The following is a 16,790-nucleotide window of genomic DNA, read 5'->3' as shown; positions in this document are numbered from 1 at the left end:
GATTCACGGCGTGTAGCAGATGTATCTGCACGAAAGCGAGCCGCAGGCTATTAACGTCAATGAAGGTACGACCTTTCCCCCCAGATAAACTCAGATTGACTAATCACAGACTCCTCCATGAGAAGATGACAGTACCTTCATGGCAAACAACCAATCCCACGATACACTGAAATGAATAACGAATATGACTCGCTAAGCCCCCCAAGCATAAGGTTAACCATGCCCCAACTTTCAAGGATACGCCTGCTGTTACTCACCTCGGCCACTATGCTGGCATTCGCGGCCAATTCGCTGTTTTGTCGGGAGGCCCTGGCATCGGGCAGTATCGATGCGGCCAGCTTCACCCTGATACGTATCGCTTCCGGCGCCCTGATGCTGGGGATACTGGTTTCACCTCACATTCGCACTGGCGGCCTGGGCGGCAACTGGCTGTCGGCAGCGGCGCTATTTGGTTATGCGATCGCATTTTCTTTTGCCTACAACAGCCTAAGCGCTGGCACGGGTGCCTTATTGCTGTTTGGTGCGGTGCAGATAACCATGATCCTATACGGTTTGTGGTCTGGCGAGCGGATAAATCGAAAACAGACAATAGGGGCGCTACTGGCCGGAGCGGGTTTGGTTTGGCTGGTGCTGCCGGGGGTGAGCGCGCCATCCCTAGTCGGCGCAGTGCTGATGATAATCGCGGGAATTTCCTGGGGGATCTACTCATTACTCGGTCGCAGTACTGATCGACCAACCCTGGCCACGGCGGGCAATTTTATCCGCGCGGTGCCCATGGCCTTAGTGCCGTTTGCCTTGCTCGTCCATTCTGAGACTATCAGCGCCACAGGGATTGGCTACGCCGTGGCATCTGGTGCCCTCGCCTCGGGCCTGGGCTACGCCCTGTGGTACTTAGTGCTGCCCTCTCTCACCTCGGTAACCGCCGCGATGGTTCAGCTCAGCGTGCCGATCATTGCCGCCTTTGGCGGCTTTATCTGGCTCGGCGAAGCCATGACCACGAGACTCCTCGTCGCCTCCATCGCCGTACTCGGCGGCATCACCCTGTTTGTCATGAGTAAACAAGGCAATAGAGCCAGCAATGAAGTCAAATCGAAGAAACATTAGGGCCTGATGACCTTTTGAGAACAAATTTTGTTCTAATTGAGCACGTTCAAATCACGGCTCGAGGCTTGAGATATAGTTATTCTATATAAAAGCCGAGTAACAAAGAGTTGAACGTGCTCAAGACGAACCCTACGGGCAGCGTCTGTATCATTTTTCTACTGCGTTATCGCTCATTGATGCAGTGCACTGCATTACAATCGCTCAGCCTTGTATAAAAGCGATACAGACTGCTGCAAAAGTGAACGCTAAAGATCAACAGGCCCTAGATAGGGTATTATTACGCCTTTGACTCTCAGCGACAGGACGTAGCCGAAAGCCAAAAGCGTATCAAGAATAAGGCCATCAGATGCTATTTCAAAAAATACCGTCTGTCAGCAAAGTAAGCACCAGCCTTAATGACAAGGCTACTTAGGCTCGATCTGCTCCACCATGAGCTGCAGACTCTCATTACCACGAAACTCATTGATATCCAGTTTATAGGCGACTTCGGCATATTGAATGGTAGCATCGGGCCAGGTGGTGAGATCCACGTTAAAGGCGATGGCATCGACCATGGTCTGGCCGCATTCACTCTCAAGCACAAGTTTGAGGTGACGCTCACCCACAATCCGCTGCTGCAGGATACGAAACACGCCATCAAATATCGGCTCGGGGAAATTTTGCCCCCATGGACCAGCGCTGCGAAGCTCTCTGGCCAGCGCCATATTGAGCTGAGCAGGGCTTAGTTCGCCGTCGCTGACTATCTCGCCAGTCAACTGCTCGGGCGCTAACAGTTCACGCACCGCCTCATCATAGGCCTTGGCGAAACGCTCGAACTCACCGGCGCGCAGCGACAGACCCGCCGCCATGGCGTGGCCGCCGAACTTGATGATCATTCCAGGATGACGGGCATTGATCAGCTCTAACAGGTCGCGCATATGCAAGCCTTTAATAGAGCGAGCCGAGCCCTTGATCTCGCCTTCCCCCGCTTCGGCAAAGGCGATCACTGGCCTGTGGTATTTGTCTTTGATCCGCGACGCCAAGATACCTATCACCCCCTGATGCCAGTCTTGCTGGTAGAGGGCGATCCCCCAGGGTAGCTCAGCCTCATTAAGGGACAGGCTCTCCAGGCTCTTTAGTGCCTCCTGCTGCATGCCGGTTTCCAGCTCGCGCCGCTCGGCGTTAAGACCATCCAGCTCGCTCGCCATGCGCCGTGCACGCATCATGTCGTCACACAACAAGGTCTCGACCCCCAAAGCCATCTCATCGAGACGGCCGGCGGCGTTTAGCCTAGGGCCAACGGCAAAACCAAAATCAGAGGCCACAATGCGCGAGGTGTTGCGCTTGGCCACCTCTAACAGCGCGGTAATTCCGGGACGGCAGCGCCCGGCGCGCACCCGCTTGAGCCCGGCGTCCACTAAGATGCGGTTATTGGTATCCAGTGACACCACATCCGCCACTGTGCCCAAGGCCACGATATCCAGCAAGGTCGCCAGGTTAGGCTCATTAATGCCCTTAGCCTGATACCAGTTACGACTGCGCAGCTCAGCGCGCAGGGCTGACATTAAGTAGAAGGCTACGCCAACTCCGGCGATCGCCTTACTGGCAAAGCCACAACCCAGCTGGTTAGGATTCACTATCGCATCGGCCTGCGGTACAGCTTGACCCGGCAGGTGATGGTCGGTGATCACCACCTGCATTCCCAAGGCCTTAGCGGCGGCGACCCCCTCGATGGAGGAGATACCATTATCAACGGTTATCAGCAGCTGCGCCCCCATTTGCTGGGCCACCTGCACTATCTCAGGACTGAGACCATAGCCGTAATCGAATCGGTTAGGGATAAGGTAATCCACATTCGTCGCGCCCATCATTCTCAGAGCCAGCAGACAGACACTGGTGGAGGTGGCACCGTCGGCATCGAAGTCGCCCACGATCAAGATGGATTGCTGCTGGGCCATCGCATCGGCAATAATGGCCGCGGCCCTATCTACATCCTTTAACGTATCGGGGCGCAGTAGGTTAGCCAGCGCTAACTCGCAGTCGCTCGTGGTGCATCCTCGGCTGGCATAGACTTGCTTTAAGATGGGAGAAAGATGATTCGGCAGATGGCTATCATCTACCTTAGGGCGGCGTACTATCTTATGGATCACGACTTAAACAACCTTAAAAAATCTTGCCGCTAGCATAGCAAAGCCAGCTCGGAACACACAGCAAAAGATGGCCAAAAAAAAGGTGAGCCCAGGCTCACCTTGTTTCGCGCGTTAGCGACTTATTGGATGCGATCCAGCACCTGAATAAGCTGCTCAGGCGGCTGATATCCTGGGATCATGGTACCGTCTTCCAGCACGATAGCTGGCGTGCCATTTACCCCAAGACTCTGACCAAGCTGATACTGCTGAGCAATCTTAGCATCACACTTAGCACCGGAAACCTGCTTGCCCGCCTTGGCATCTGTCATAGCCTTGAGTGGATCGGCTGAGCACCATACGGCCTCCATATCCACGGCGTTTTTAGACGGCACGCCCTGACGTGGGAAGGCAAGATAACGAACGGTAATGCCTAAGTTGTTATACTCGTCCATCTGATTGTGTAGCTTACGACAATAACCACAGGTGATGTCAGTAAACACAGTGATCACATGCTTCTCATTTTTGGCCTTATAAACCAGCATATCTTGCTCAAACGGTTTGATTGCCTCTTTACGTGGGCCAGCCAGTGCCGCCTCGGTCAGATTTTTCATGCCGTTATCGAGATCATACAAACTACCGTGGAACAGCTTACTGCCATCCTGACTGATATAGAGGACGCCACGGTTAGTGATCGCCTCATACAGACCTGGAATCGGAGACTGGCTAAGGTTTTGCACCTCAACACCTAATGTGTCTGACAATTTCTGCTTCAACTGGTCGCCATTTTCGACCACGTTATTTGATGCCGCCATCAGGGGGGTGGCCACCATGGCAACAACTAAGGTGAGCGCTCGGGTAAACTTCATTCGAATTCCTATAGGGTGTTAGGGCTCATAGCATTAAAGCAAATTAGGCTGTCGGTATTCCAACCTAAATTGTTACTAAAACTTGCTACGAGCAATATGTCATTTTTATAGACCGGCCTAAAGGCTGAAAAGTTACATGCTCATCACAATGAAAGCAAACGAATAATGGCAAAGTGACACATTAGTCACTGCCTACAGGTATCCAATGCGCTTGGCAACTAGCCTCTTGGGTGATGCGCTTGATGCAGCTGCGCCAACCTGGCTTTAGCCACATGGGTGTAAATTTGGGTGGTTGAGAGATCGCTATGGCCCAGCAATAGCTGCACCACGCGCAAGTCTGCTCCATGATTGAGCAGATGGGTAGCAAAGGCATGTCTTAGGGTATGGGGTGACAGGTGCACGGCAATACCGGCGCGCTGAGCATAGAGCTTAATCCTGTGCCAGAAGGTTTGCCGCGTCATCATATTGCCCCGTTTTGAGGGAAACACCACATCGCTGGCTTTCCCTTTTAACAACTCAAATCTGGCAGACTTAAGATAGGCTTCGATCTCCGCCACAGCCTGTTCACCAAAGGGCACCAGGCGCTCTTTGCCCCCCTTACCGACGATGCGCACCACGCCTTGCCTGAGGCTCATCTGATCTAAGGTCAGCCCCACCAGCTCAGACACCCGCAGCCCACTGGCATAGAGCAGCTCTAGCATGGCGCGATCCCTGGCCTCGACGGGATCTTCTATATTGGGTTCATCCAGTAGCCGCTCCACATCGGCCTCACTTAGGGAGTCGGGCAGCTTTCTGGCCAACTTGGGCGGCTTGATCATCGCCATGGGATCGAGCTCAATCAGCTTCTTGGCTAACAGGTACTTATAGAAACGTCTTAAACTGCTGAGCAGTCTGGCGCTGCTGGTCTTAGCAAAGCCTTGCTCGACTCGCAGGGCCAGATAGGCACGTACATCACCCTGAGCGGCGCTGCTGAGTGTCAGGCGCTGCTTCTGCAGATAACGATCGAAATGGCACAGGTCACTACGATAGGCTTGAAGGGTATGATCGCTTAGCCCCTTGGCGGCCCAGAGATCATCCAGAAAGGGCTCGATAAGCGGGTCCATATGATGAACTGGGTCGGACATATATAAACTCCCTTATCAGATAAAAAAAACGGTGCTAACTCTTAGAGCTAACACCGTTATCTTACGCTATTGGCGTAAACGACATCAATTCAGCACTGTCTCATTGCGTGGGCGTTTGACCACTAAACAGGCGAAGATGGTAATGGCTGTCGGAATGAGCCATGCCATTCCCTGACCGCTTAGGGGCATAGCATCGAACATGCTCATGTCGGCACCTGCCGCCTTAAGGCCATCAATGATACCAAACACCAAGGCCACACTCAGCACCATACGATGGGCAAAAGCCGGCTGGGCAAAGCGTTCTGTCAGGTAAGTCACAGCTACCAGCGCAATGGCAACCGGGTAGATAGTCACCAGTACAGGGATGCTAATGCTAATCAGCTGTGCAAGGCCGACGTTAGCCACAACGGCGGTGATAACACTAATCACAACCACCAGTAACTTATAAGACAGTTTAGGCATCAATTCGTTGAAGTACTCGGCGCAGGCAGAGACCAGACCTACCACTGTGGTCAAACAGGCCAGGGTGACCACGGCGGCAAGTAGCACCTGCCCAGTAGCACCAAACTGATGGTTCACATAGTTAGTCAGGATCACCCCGCCGTTGTCCGCACCCGCCGCTAGATCGCCAGCGCTAGCGCCCAGGTAGAAAAGCGAAACATACACAAATGCCAATCCACCAGCCGCGATAAAGGCTGCGCGTACCAGATATTTAGTCTGCTCCTTTGGAGCATTAATGCCCTTCTTACGCAGCAGATCGATAATCAACATACCGAAGATCAGCGAGGCCAAGGTATCCATGGTGTTATAACCTTCGATGATGCCCTTAGTCAGCGGATTTGCTTGATAGTCACCCACCGCTTGTCCTACTTCAGAACCAGGCAGGATAACCACAGACAACGCCAGCCCGACCAGCAAAACGATCATGATAGGAGTCAGTACCTTGCCTACGCTATCGAGCAATTTGCCCGGAAAGAGTGACAGCAACATGGCAAGGCCGAAAAAGATGATGGTATAGAGCAGTTGTGAACTGGTAAATACCACACCAGCCAGTTCGAAACTCGCCTCGGCATTTTCAATAAAAGGCTTATAGCCCATCTCATAGGCAACCAAGCCAGCACGGGGCGCCGCAAAGGCTGGGCCAATGATGATATAGATAGCAATCGCCAGTAGGGTCGCGGCAAGAGGCGGTAGCAAGCCCATCACCTTACCATTGGCCTTAGCCACGGCAATCAGAGTGATCAGTGGTAGGGTCACGGCCGTCAGCAAGAAGCCCAACATGGCCCAAGACATATTCTCACCGGCAAGAAATCCGGCCAAAGGCGGGAAGATAAGGTTACCCGCCCCTAGGAAGAAGGCAAAGGTCATAAAACCTAAGCCTAATGTATCTGTCATACTTAATTTATTGTTTTGCACACAACGCCCCGTTAATCTGCTTTATGTAATGATCTTAATCGCTTAGTGGAAATAATTAACCAATGACCGCGACCTTCATTGCGTGTAAACTTAAGATTACACGTCTCCGTGGTAAATCTAGCCCATTCTTGGCTACTTCTTGAACGACAGCAGGATTAACTAACGCTAAAAATGCATTCAAACTGGCTTACCTGGCTCAAATCAAGGCTTTCAGCCCCAACAAGAGCACCTACTATTAGCAAAAAGCTAATTAAGACACAAGAATCCCGCCTAACAAGGGCGCAAATAAGAGCCAAACTTTAACAATTAACCCACAAACTGATTTCACCCTTCACAAGAAACAACATTTACTCCTAGCGAAATTCACTGTTTTACGCCCTCGTAACAGCAAGCTTTCTGCCTTTGGCGCGATAACGTACAATGGCGCCCCAGCGTAATGAACACGGCAACAGGTTAATGCCCTTTTCCTTCAAACAATTTCATATCGATGACAGCCGCTGCGGCATGCCCGTCAGTACAGATGGCGTATTGCTTGGCGCTTGGGCGCCGCTCACTCAGGCGCAAAACATTCTGGATATCGGCGCCGGTAGCGGCCTACTGAGCCTGATGGCGGCTCAGCGCAGTCATGCAGATATCACCGCCTTAGAGATAGAGCCCTTAGCGGCGCAAGATTGCCAGCACAATATCGACCAGAGCCCTTGGACTGATCGCATCAGATTGATCCAGGCGGACCTGCTCGATTGGTATGTTCAAGCCCACATACATTTTGACCATATCCTCTGCAACCCGCCCTACTTCGAAAACGGTCCTCAGTCGCAGTGTGACAAGCGCGCCCAGGCCAGACACACAGACAGCCTGAGCTTTGATGCTCTCCTTAAGGCGATTAAGCAGCTATTGAGCCCAACAGGCCAAGCGAGCCTCATCTTGCCAAGCGCCAGCGTCGAACGTTTCCTTGGCTTGCTCCCCAGCCATGAATTAAGCCTGCAGGTCAGACTCGATGTCGCCAGCGTCAGCGGCAAAACAGCCCACAGACACCTGCTGACCCTTGGTCATCAGCGAGACAAAAACCAGGACCAGGATTGCCACCACCCAATCGCAACCCAAACCCTTTGTGTCAGAGACGCGACAGGCCACTATAGCGAGGCGATGATCGCCCTCACGCGAGCCTTCTACCTGAAACTTTAACTTTCCGCTTCTGCCCTTGCTGGCGGCCTCGCACTTTAGCCAGCTTTGGGTGTATAATGCCGCGCTATTATTTTGAGAGACGCAGCGCATGCAATTTGAAGATTTCCACCTTGACGACACCCTGCTTGAGTCGCTCAAGGCGATGGGGCATCTTACCCCCACGACCATCCAGCAACAGACGATTCCGTTAGCTCTGGAACATAAAGATATTATGGCCAGGGCACCAACCGGAACCGGTAAAACTGCCAGCTTCCTGCTGCCAGCGTTGCAACATCTGCTGGACTTCCCACGTCGATTCTCTGGGCATGCGCGCGTGTTGATCCTCACTCCTACCCGTGAGCTTGCCAGCCAGGTACACAGATACGCCTCTCACCTGGCAACAGGACTGGATCTGGATATCGCCATCATCACCGGCGGCGTGCCTTATGCCCCTCAAGAGAAGGCGCTCAAGGACAATATCGACATTCTGGTGGCTACACCGGGCCGTTTGATGGAATACCTGGATAAAGACCTTTTCGATGCGCAATCGGTTGAGATCTTAGTGATCGACGAAGCCGACCGCATGTTGGATATGGGCTTCTCCTCTGTGGTGCAGGCGATCGCCATCCAGGCTCAAGGGCGTAAACACAATATGTTGTTTTCTGCGACCCTCGAAGGCGGCGGCGTCAGTCGCTTTGCCGAGATGCTGCTGTCGAATCCCATCACCATAGAAACCAAGCCTCCGCGCAGCGAAAAGGCCAAGATCCATCAATGGTTGCACCTTGCCGATGACAAGGATCATAAGTTCGCCCTGCTGTGCGATATCCTCAAGCGTGAAGAGGTGAGTCGTGCCATCGTTTTCGTCAAGACCCGTGACGTTGTCGCCAGCCTCGAAGGCCAGCTGCAACAGGCAGGGATCACCTGCGCCTTTATGCGCGGCGACATGGAACAGAAGGCACGTTTTCAGGCTCTGGGCCGATTCACCAAAGGGGAAGTCAATGTGCTGCTGGCCACTGACGTAGCGGCCCGCGGTATCGATATCGACGGCATCACCCATGTGATCAACTTCGACATGCCACGCTCGGCCGACACCTATGTACACCGCATCGGCCGTACCGGTCGCGCCGGCAACAAAGGCACGGCGATCTCTCTGGCTGAAGCCCATGACATGCGTGTAGTGGCTAAAATTGAACGCTATATTGAGCAGCCACTGAAACGTCGAGTCATCGACTCACTGCGGCCTAAACACAAAGAAGCCAAGATCCCCACCAAGAAAAAGGCCAAGAGCGCGGATAAGAAAACCGCCAAGAAAGGAAAGGCCAAGAAAAAGGGCTAAGGCATAAACAAACTGCGTATAAAAAAGCGTCCCCAAGGGGCGCTTTTTTTATGCCAATTTAACAAACTGATATCAATTAACCGCTCTTCACTGGATTATCAATATGTTAAATTCATACTTTTCGTCAAATTTGACACAATTTATTTACAAAAAGACTTTTGTCACCGTAGCAGACTCTGGTAATTTATAAGGCATTACGCTCAGCATGGAATAGCATGAAGTCAATGATAAAAATTATCTTACGAAGAGTCCTTCCCCCCCTCTTTATTCTGGTCGTTTTCGGCCTACTGGCCCAGCTTATGATGAGCACACAAAAAACGCCTGAGCAGAAAGAGGAAGAGGTACCAGTACCTATTGTCGATGTGATGCCCGTTAAGAGTGAAACCGTTTCACTGAATCTCCCCTCCTACGGTGTGGTACAGCCTAAAAACAAAACGCAATTAGTCACAGAGGTACAGGGGCGTATGCTGACCATCTCTGACAAATTTGTTGCTGGGGGCATAGTCAAACGCGGCGACATGTTGGCGCAGATAGAACCTTCTGATTATGAAGCCGATCTGATGCAAGCTCAGGCTACCCTGGCTCAAGCTAAGGCGGCCCTGGATGAAGAGATCGCCCGTGGTGAAGTCGCTAAGAACGACTGGAAAGGTTATGACGGCGGTGTCCCCCCTGAGCTGGGTCTGCGTCTACCTCAACTCAAGAAAGAGCAAGCCAATGTAAAATTTGCTGAGGCCGCGCTGGCGCGTGCCCAGCGTAACCTGGAGCGCACGACGATTCGCGCGCCGTTCGACGGCATCATCAAGGCTCGCAACGTGGATCTGGGTCAATATGTGACCTTGGGAACTAACCTGGGCGAGCTGTATGACACCCGCGTTGCCGAGATCCGCCTGCCACTGGCCAACCAAGAACTGGCCTATCTGGAGTCGATAGACAATCCCGACACCCAAGTCACCCTGAGCGCCGAGCTTGCCGGACGCACTGTGAGCTGGACAGGTAAGGTTGTACGCAGTGAAGGGGTGATCGACGCTGACAACCGCATGGTCTATCTGGTGGCTGAGGTGAAAGATCCCTACCTGAGAGAGCATACCGTTGAAGGCCAACTGCCGCTCAAGTATGGCACCTTCGTTAACGCTATCATCAAGGGGCGCACCGTCGAAGGCATAGTCAAATTACCACGCTACATCGTCAGAGAGCATCATGTTGCCGTGGTGCGCGACGACAACACGCTAGAGATGCGTGAGGTTAACGTCGTACGCAGCGATATCGAAAACGTCTATATCAAAGACAGCCTCAAAGACGGCGAACGCATCTCGCTCACCACCATCAACAACATGTCTACAGGCCAAGTGGTCAAGGTGATTGGCGAAGAAGAAAAACCACAAAGCCTAGATCAAGATGAAGAGTCCCAGCAAACCTTAGTGGCAGCAGGGGAGCAGTAATGGAGAGCAATACAAACAAAGGCATTATTGCCTGGTTTGCCCGCAATAGCGTGGCGGCGAACCTCTTGATGGTGGTGCTGCTAATCGGTGGTCTATTTAGCACAGTGTTGATTAACAAGGAGGTTTTCCCCTCCTTTGAGCTGAACTATCTGCAAATTTCCGTGGCCTATCCAGGCGCAGCCCCGCAAGAGATCGAAGAGGGGATCAACATCAAGATCGAAGAGGCGATCCAGGATATTAGCGGCATCAAAAAGGTGACCTCAGTGGCCAGTGAAGGCTCAGGCAATGTCACCATTGAGGTTGAAGATGGTTTCGATCCCCAGGATATTCTCGATGAAGCCAAGCTGAGAATCGACGCCATTGCCACCTTCCCCGACAATATCGAGAAGCCCAATATCTTCCGCATCAAGCCAGAAAACAATGTCATCTGGGTCTCTGTCTATGGCGACATGAGTCTGCATGAGATGAAGGAGCTGGCCAAAAGCATTCGCGAGGAGATCACCGCCCTGCCGGCCGTAACCCGCGCTCAGGTCACTGGCGTGCGAGACTATGAGATAGGCATAGAGGTCTCTGAAGACAAGCTGCGAGAGTATGGCCTGAGCTTCGCCGATGTGGCGATAGCGGTACGTAACTCCTCCATCGATCTGCCCGGCGGCTCGATTCGCGCCGAAGATGGCGACATTCTGCTGCGTACCAAAGGCCAGGCCTACACAGGCGAGGACTTTGCCAAAATTGTGGTTAAGACCCGCCAGGACGGCAGCCGTATCATGTTGCCCGAGGTGGCCAATATACGCGATGACTTCGAGGAACGCCTGGAATACACCCGCTTTAACGGCAAGCCTGCCGCCATTATCGAGGTGCTGAGCGTCGACGACCAAAACGCACTGGATATCTCCTCTCAAGTCAAAGACTTTGTCGAGGAGCGCCGCGGCACACTGCCTGAATATGCCAAGCTAGATACTTGGGGGGATCTCACCCACTACCTCAAGGGACGTCTGAACATGATGCTGTCGAACATGTTCTACGGTGCCCTACTGGTGTTTATCATTCTGGCGCTTTTCCTGGACCTGCGTCTCGCGTTCTGGGTCATGATGGGCCTACCCGTCTGTTTCCTCGGCGCCATGTTACTCATGCCGCTAGAGCCCTTCTCGCTATCGATAAACATGCTTACCCTGTTTGCCTTTATTCTGGTGCTGGGGATAGTGGTGGATGATGCCATCGTTATCGGTGAAAGCGCCTATACCGAGATAGAACGGCATGGGCACTCATTAGACAATGTGGTCAAAGGGGCGCAGCGCGTCGCCATGCCCGCGACCTTCGGGGTATTAACCACTATTGCCGCCTTCATCCCCATGCTGATGGTGTCCGGTCCGATGGCCATCATCTGGAAATCTATCGGTATGGTGGTGATCCTCTGTCTGGCGTTCTCGCTGGTCGAGTCCAAGTTAATTTTACCGGCTCACTTGGCACACCTAAAACCGCGCCGCCCCAATGACAACCCCAATGCGTTTGTGCGCTTCAAGATGGCGCTCAACAACAAGGTGCAACACTTTATCCACCATAAGTACCGGGTATTTATCGGGCACTGTATTGAACATAGATACAATGTGGTTGCCACCTTTATCGGTGTGCTTATCCTCTCAATTGCGCTGGTCACCAGTGGCAAGGTACGTTGGGTGTTCTTCCCCGATATTCCTTCCGACTTTATCCAAGTGCGCCTAGAGATGGATGTGGGCAGCTCTGAGGCCAATACCCTCAAGGTGGTCAAGGAGATCGAAAACGCCCTCTATGTGATGAACGATCAGATGGAAGAGGAGTACGGCAAGCCTGTAGTACAGCACAGCTTTATCAATATGGGTTCACGTACATCAGCCTTTATCTTTGCCGAGCTCACCAAAGGGGAAGACAGAGAGGTAGACGGCGTCACCATCGCCGATGCCTGGCGCAAGGCGCTACCAGAGCTGATCTCGGTGAAGAAACTCAATATCAACGCCAGCACCAATGATGCCGGCGGCGATATCTCCTTCAGGCTTACCTCAAGCGATCTTGAGCAGCTCTCCCAAGCGGCCGACGAGCTAAAGCAGAAGCTGCGCACCTATGAGGGCGTGTACGATATCTCAGACAACTACTCGTCCGGTAGCCACGAAATCCGCCTGGCCATCAAACCCGAAGCTGAAGCCCTGGGACTGACTCTGTCGGATCTGGCCAGTCAGGTGCGTTATGGCTTCTACGGCTTTGAGGCCCAGCGCATTTTGCGTAACAAGGAAGAAGTGAAAGTGATGGTGCGTTACCCACTCGAGCAGCGTCGCACCCTGGGACATCTGGAAAACATGATGATCCGCACGCCCCAAGGCACCTCGGTTCCCTTCTCGAGCGTCGCGGATATCGAGCTGGGTGATTCCTACTCCTCTATCACTCGCGTAGACGGACGCCGCGCTATTACGGTGATCGCTAACGCCAACAAAAATCAGGTCGAGCCCTCTAAGGTGGTCGGCGAGATCCAAAAGGATTTCCTGCCCTACTTAGAGAGCAAGTATCGCCACATCTCCACCACTTTAGATGGTGGTAGCGCCGACGAGCAGAGCGCCATGTTAGGCCTAATCCAAGGCTTCTTCTTTGCCATGTTCACCATCTACGCTTTGATGGCGATCCCGCTCAAGTCATACAGCCAGCCGTTGATCATCATGTCGGTGATCCCCTTTGGCATCATCGGCGCCCTATTTGGCCACTTTATCTTGGGGCTCTCCATGAGCGTCTTGAGTCTGTGTGGTATCGTGGCGCTGGCTGGGGTAGTGGTGAACGACTCGCTGATCCTGGTGGACTTTGTTAACCGCGCCCGAACACAGGGCTTGCCGCTTAAAGATGCCACCATAGACGCAGGTTGCTATCGTTTTCGCGCGATAATCCTCACCTCTATGACCACCTTCGTCGGCCTGGTGCCCATCATACTCGAGCGCAGCCTGCAGGCGCAGATCGTGATCCCCATGGCCACCTCGCTGGCCTTTGGTATCTTGTTCTCGACCCTGGTGACCCTGATCCTTGTGCCAGTGCTCTACATCATTCTTGATGATATCAGAAAGTTGCTGAGACGCATTTGGCAGGCACTGGGACGTCTTATCCGTTGGTGGTGGCAGCCAAGAAGCCAGCGTCAAGGCGAGTAATCAACTTAAAAAGGGAGGCTTGGCCTCCCTTTTTGATCCAGCAGAGGTTTTACCCCGGTAAAAAACGCTAGACTCACGCCATCACCATTCACCTGCCTTTAAGCCAAAAATTTAGCCCTACATCGCCATGAGTCAATCTACCTTAGTCTACGATATACGCGGCAGCCGCTACCTGAACATCACAGGACGCTGCACCCTCAGATGCCAGTTCTGTCCTAAACATAACGGCAGCAAGCAGGTGCACGAGTATCAATTGGATCTCGACCATCAACCTAAGAGTGAAGAGATCATCCCCCTACTGGGCGATGTCAGTCAGTTCGATGAATATGTGTTCTGTGGCTATGGCGAGCCAACGCTTAACCTTAATACCCTGCTTAAGGTGGCAGGCGAGATCAAACGCCGAGGCGGCAGGGTGAGGGTGAACACTGATGGTCTGGGCAATCTATTTCACCGCCGTAATATTCTGCCAGAGCTGGCAGAGGTGGTTGACGCCCTCTCTATCTCCCTCAATACCGACACAGAAGCTGACTATCTCACTCATTGTCGACCTAAACTCAAGGGCTCCTATGAAGCCCTATGGGACTTTATTCGTCTGGCACCTGAGTATATTGGCGAGGTTCAGGTCTCGGCCATCGAGGGATTAGAAGGGGTGAATATTGACCGCTGCCGCGAGCAGGTATTGGCGGCCAAGGCAGAGTTTAAACATAGAAAGCTGGGCGTAGTCGGTTAAGCGTTACCGGAATGTAAGCGGCTGTGTTATGCGGCGAAAATCATGCTAACATAGCCGCAAAATCACTGACAAAACACCGCGAGCAATGCTGACGCAAAAACATCCACAACTGATCGCCGGACAGGGCCTGCACTGGTCTGCACAACGCATCTTCTCTGTCGTCACACAGATCATTATTTTGCTGATCAGCGTATTGCTACTCACGAACATCATTATCACCCTGGGCGAGCGCCGCCTGCAGGAAGATTGGGCCACCCAAAGGTATAGCGAGCTGCAATCTGTGGGCACACTGATCGCCGACAAGGTCTCCTTTCAGCAGTTTCGTACCCAGATGTTTGCCAACGCTGAGCTGCTCAAGCGCTATCTGACGATTCCCAGTGAGGTACGTCAGCGTAAGCTGCAGGAGAGCTGGGAGGTGATGATACGCAATATTCCAGAACTGCTGGATATCGCCCTGTTTGACCCTCAAGGCAAGTTTAAATTCTCCACCACCAACGACTTTAGCCGCGACCCCCTCCCCCCTTCACTACTGGGTGGTGCGCGCAGCATGGGGGGCAACGAGGTCTATACCTCGCCGCTGGAATTTACCCCCATCAACGGCAAGCTTGAACCTTACTTCTATCAGCTGGCCTGGCTGGAAAACCCAGACCAAAGCATTCGAGGCTACCTGCTGACGTATCAGTCAATGAGCCGCATGTTAAAGAGTATCAAACCCGCCTACTCCAGTGCCGAGTCGCCGCTCTTGATGGTCGACACCCAGGGGCTGTTGTACGCTGGTGCCGAAATTAAGCCCACTATCAACCGTATGCCCGACACCATGGGCGGCAGCCTGCGCCAGACCTATCCGGCCCTATGGCGCAAGATGGCGATGAGCAACTTTGGCCAGTTCCACGGCGATGACGCCACCTTCGTCTACCTTAAGATAGAACTGACCACCCAATATGAGACCCGCAGGGAATACTACTTGGTCTCCTATGTGCGAAACGATGACATCGCCGACCTGTTCTCCGAATGGCGCAACATATTGATCGTCGGTGCAGTGATATTGACCCTACTGGCTCTGGCACTGATTTTACTCAGCCACTTTTACCGTATCGGCCAGCGCTCGCGCGAATTCAGTATAGAGCTGGCAAACCGCCTGTTTCATCAAGATATCGGCTGCGTGATTATCAACGACAAGAGTCGCATCATGACGGCCAACGAAAAGGCGGCCGAGCTGCTGTGCCTGCCGCTGGATGAACTATCAGATCGTAACTTGCAACGCATCTTGCAGTTTGAAAACGAGCAGTACGCCGAAATTGCCGCTGCACTGGAAAAAGATCAAAAATGGCAAGGGGTGATCGATGTCGAGTCCTCCTCTAGCGGCCATCTGTCTATCACAGTGACCAGCTCTCCACCTCGCAAACGTCAGGAGAAATATTATCTGGTCACCTTCGAGGATGTGTCTCAGCTGAGAGAGGCCCAGCATCAGGCCAAGCTTAACGAGCTGTTAAACGACAACGCCATCCCCTGTGCCTTAGTGCAGGCCAACGGCATGCTTGAGCTGGCCAACCAGGCCTTTATGGAACTGGTCTCTATCCATGATATCCATAACAAGAATCTGACCGAGCTGCTCAATAACGATCTCTGCTCACAATGGCCTAGAATCACCCAGCAGATCTCCCTGCAAGGTAGCTGGAAGGGGCAGATTTTGTGTGACCCTAACAACACTGAAAATACCTGCCTACAGGCAACGCTCAAGGGACACCTTGACGCCGCCGGAGAGATAGAACATATCGTCTGCACCCTGGAGCAAGCGCAAAAACGCGCCCTGCTGCAAGACAGGGGCGACTTTATTCCCCATCGCAGCACCATCTTGGTCAACCTCAGGGATCTCGATGATTACTTTAAATCACTTAGCGAAAGTAGCCGCGAACAATCCAGTTTGCTGCTACTGGATATCACCGCCGAGAGCATGCTGAGCCACATGAGTGACATCGGCCAATTGGAAAGCCGTCAGCGTGAAGTGGAGATCCATATCCTCAAGTCGCTGCCGGTCAACTATCAGATGTCCCACTGGCAGCTAGGCAAACTCATCGTCATCCTGCCCGACACCAGCTCAGACGATGCGCATCATTTTGCGGTGAAAACCCTAAGCAGCCTCAACGAAATCGGCCTGGGTACGGGTATCTGCATGGGGATCGCCAGCTATCAAACCGGACAGAATCTGGAGCAATACCTGAGTAACGCCGAAGTAGCGCTTAAGCGTGCCAAGCAGATCGGTGAGCAGAATATCTGCCAGGCGTTTACGAGGCAAAATTAGGGTCCCTCCCGCAGGTCACTCCCTGCGGGGAGACAGGCTC

Annotated in this window: 11 protein-coding genes; 7 read left to right on the top strand and 4 right to left on the bottom strand. The window is 52.9% G+C overall.

From position 1 onward, the window contains the following. The first annotated feature begins 219 nt into the window (after positions 1-219). Positions 220-1,104, top strand: coding sequence for a DMT family transporter (locus NY07_RS13905; RefSeq protein WP_033539958.1), 885 nt, complete (start codon positions 220-222; stop codon positions 1,102-1,104). Between the two features lie 404 nt (positions 1,105-1,508). On the opposite strand, the gene recJ is transcribed toward NY07_RS13905, so the two are convergent. The 4 genes from recJ to brnQ all read right to left on the bottom strand — a co-directional run bounded on the left by recJ (position 1,509) and on the right by brnQ (position 6,597). Next, the gene (recJ, locus tag NY07_RS13900; protein ID WP_033539957.1) at positions 1,509-3,233 is read right to left on the bottom strand and encodes a single-stranded-DNA-specific exonuclease RecJ; all 1,725 of its coding nucleotides are present in this window, start codon (positions 3,231-3,233) and stop codon (positions 1,509-1,511) included. A 119-nt stretch (positions 3,234-3,352) separates the two neighbouring features. Then, positions 3,353-4,078 carry a bifunctional protein-disulfide isomerase/oxidoreductase DsbC gene (gene dsbC / locus NY07_RS13895; protein ID WP_033539956.1) on the bottom strand — a complete coding sequence of 242 codons (726 nt, stop codon included), beginning with the start codon at positions 4,076-4,078 and terminating at the stop codon, positions 3,353-3,355. A 218-nt stretch (positions 4,079-4,296) separates the two neighbouring features. Continuing rightward, a complete protein-coding gene (xerD, locus tag NY07_RS13890) occupies positions 4,297-5,202 on the bottom strand; it encodes a site-specific tyrosine recombinase XerD (protein WP_161783164.1) in 906 nt (301 codons plus the stop codon). Positions 5,203-5,286: 84 nt separating this feature from the next. After that, complete coding sequence (brnQ, locus tag NY07_RS13885) at positions 5,287-6,597, bottom strand: branched-chain amino acid transport system II carrier protein (protein WP_052125716.1); 1,311 nt, start codon at positions 6,595-6,597, stop codon at positions 5,287-5,289. Between the two features lie 477 nt (positions 6,598-7,074). On the opposite strand from brnQ, the gene NY07_RS13880 reads away from it, so the two are divergent. From NY07_RS13880 to NY07_RS13855, 6 genes are all read left to right on the top strand, one after another. Further along, positions 7,075-7,803: a tRNA1(Val) (adenine(37)-N6)-methyltransferase gene (locus NY07_RS13880; protein WP_033539972.1), complete on the top strand. Its 729-nt coding sequence runs from the start codon at positions 7,075-7,077 to the stop codon at positions 7,801-7,803. A gap of 88 nt (positions 7,804-7,891) precedes the next feature. Beyond that, on the top strand, positions 7,892-9,118 hold the full coding sequence (gene srmB, locus NY07_RS13875) for an ATP-dependent RNA helicase SrmB (protein ID WP_033539954.1): 1,227 nt from the start codon (positions 7,892-7,894) through the stop codon (positions 9,116-9,118). Between the two features lie 224 nt (positions 9,119-9,342). Further along, positions 9,343-10,557 carry an efflux RND transporter periplasmic adaptor subunit gene (locus NY07_RS13870; protein WP_033539971.1) on the top strand — a complete coding sequence of 405 codons (1,215 nt, stop codon included), beginning with the start codon at positions 9,343-9,345 and terminating at the stop codon, positions 10,555-10,557. Continuing rightward, on the top strand, positions 10,557-13,718 hold the full coding sequence (locus NY07_RS13865) for an efflux RND transporter permease subunit (RefSeq protein ID WP_033539953.1): 3,162 nt from the start codon (positions 10,557-10,559) through the stop codon (positions 13,716-13,718). Before NY07_RS13870 ends, NY07_RS13865 begins: the two co-directional genes overlap by 1 nt. 127 nt (positions 13,719-13,845) lie before the next feature. Next, positions 13,846-14,448: a TatD family nuclease-associated radical SAM protein gene (locus NY07_RS13860; RefSeq protein WP_033539952.1), complete on the top strand. Its 603-nt coding sequence runs from the start codon at positions 13,846-13,848 to the stop codon at positions 14,446-14,448. An 85-nt stretch (positions 14,449-14,533) separates the two neighbouring features. Then, positions 14,534-16,750, top strand: a complete 2,217-nt coding sequence (locus NY07_RS13855; RefSeq protein ID WP_052125707.1) for a PAS domain-containing protein — start codon at positions 14,534-14,536, stop codon at positions 16,748-16,750. Positions 16,751-16,790 lie beyond the last annotated feature (40 nt).

Source organism: Shewanella sp. ECSMB14101, from assembly GCF_000773485.1.
Classification (GTDB): Bacteria; Pseudomonadota; Gammaproteobacteria; order Enterobacterales; family Shewanellaceae; genus Shewanella; species Shewanella marisflavi.
The sequence above is the reverse complement of the archived record's forward strand: the minus strand, read 5'-3'. Positions and strand labels throughout refer to the sequence as shown.

Excerpts from the sequence above, each read along its gene's own strand:
- NY07_RS13905 (WP_033539958.1), top strand. The coding sequence starts at position 220 with ATGCCCCAACTTTCAAGGATACGCCTGCTGTTACTCACCTCGGCCACT.
- dsbC (WP_033539956.1), bottom strand. The coding sequence starts at position 4,078 with ATGAAGTTTACCCGAGCGCTCACCTTAGTTGTTGCCATGGTGGCCACC.
- xerD (WP_161783164.1), bottom strand. The coding sequence starts at position 5,202 with ATGTCCGACCCAGTTCATCATATGGACCCGCTTATCGAGCCCTTTCTG.
- brnQ (WP_052125716.1), bottom strand. The coding sequence starts at position 6,597 with ATGACAGATACATTAGGCTTAGGTTTTATGACCTTTGCCTTCTTCCTA.
- NY07_RS13880 (WP_033539972.1), top strand. The coding sequence starts at position 7,075 with ATGCCCTTTTCCTTCAAACAATTTCATATCGATGACAGCCGCTGCGGC.
- srmB (WP_033539954.1), top strand. The coding sequence starts at position 7,892 with ATGCAATTTGAAGATTTCCACCTTGACGACACCCTGCTTGAGTCGCTC.
- NY07_RS13870 (WP_033539971.1), top strand. The coding sequence starts at position 9,343 with ATGATAAAAATTATCTTACGAAGAGTCCTTCCCCCCCTCTTTATTCTG.
- NY07_RS13865 (WP_033539953.1), top strand. The coding sequence starts at position 10,557 with ATGGAGAGCAATACAAACAAAGGCATTATTGCCTGGTTTGCCCGCAAT.
- NY07_RS13860 (WP_033539952.1), top strand. The coding sequence starts at position 13,846 with ATGAGTCAATCTACCTTAGTCTACGATATACGCGGCAGCCGCTACCTG.
- NY07_RS13855 (WP_052125707.1), top strand. The coding sequence starts at position 14,534 with ATGCTGACGCAAAAACATCCACAACTGATCGCCGGACAGGGCCTGCAC.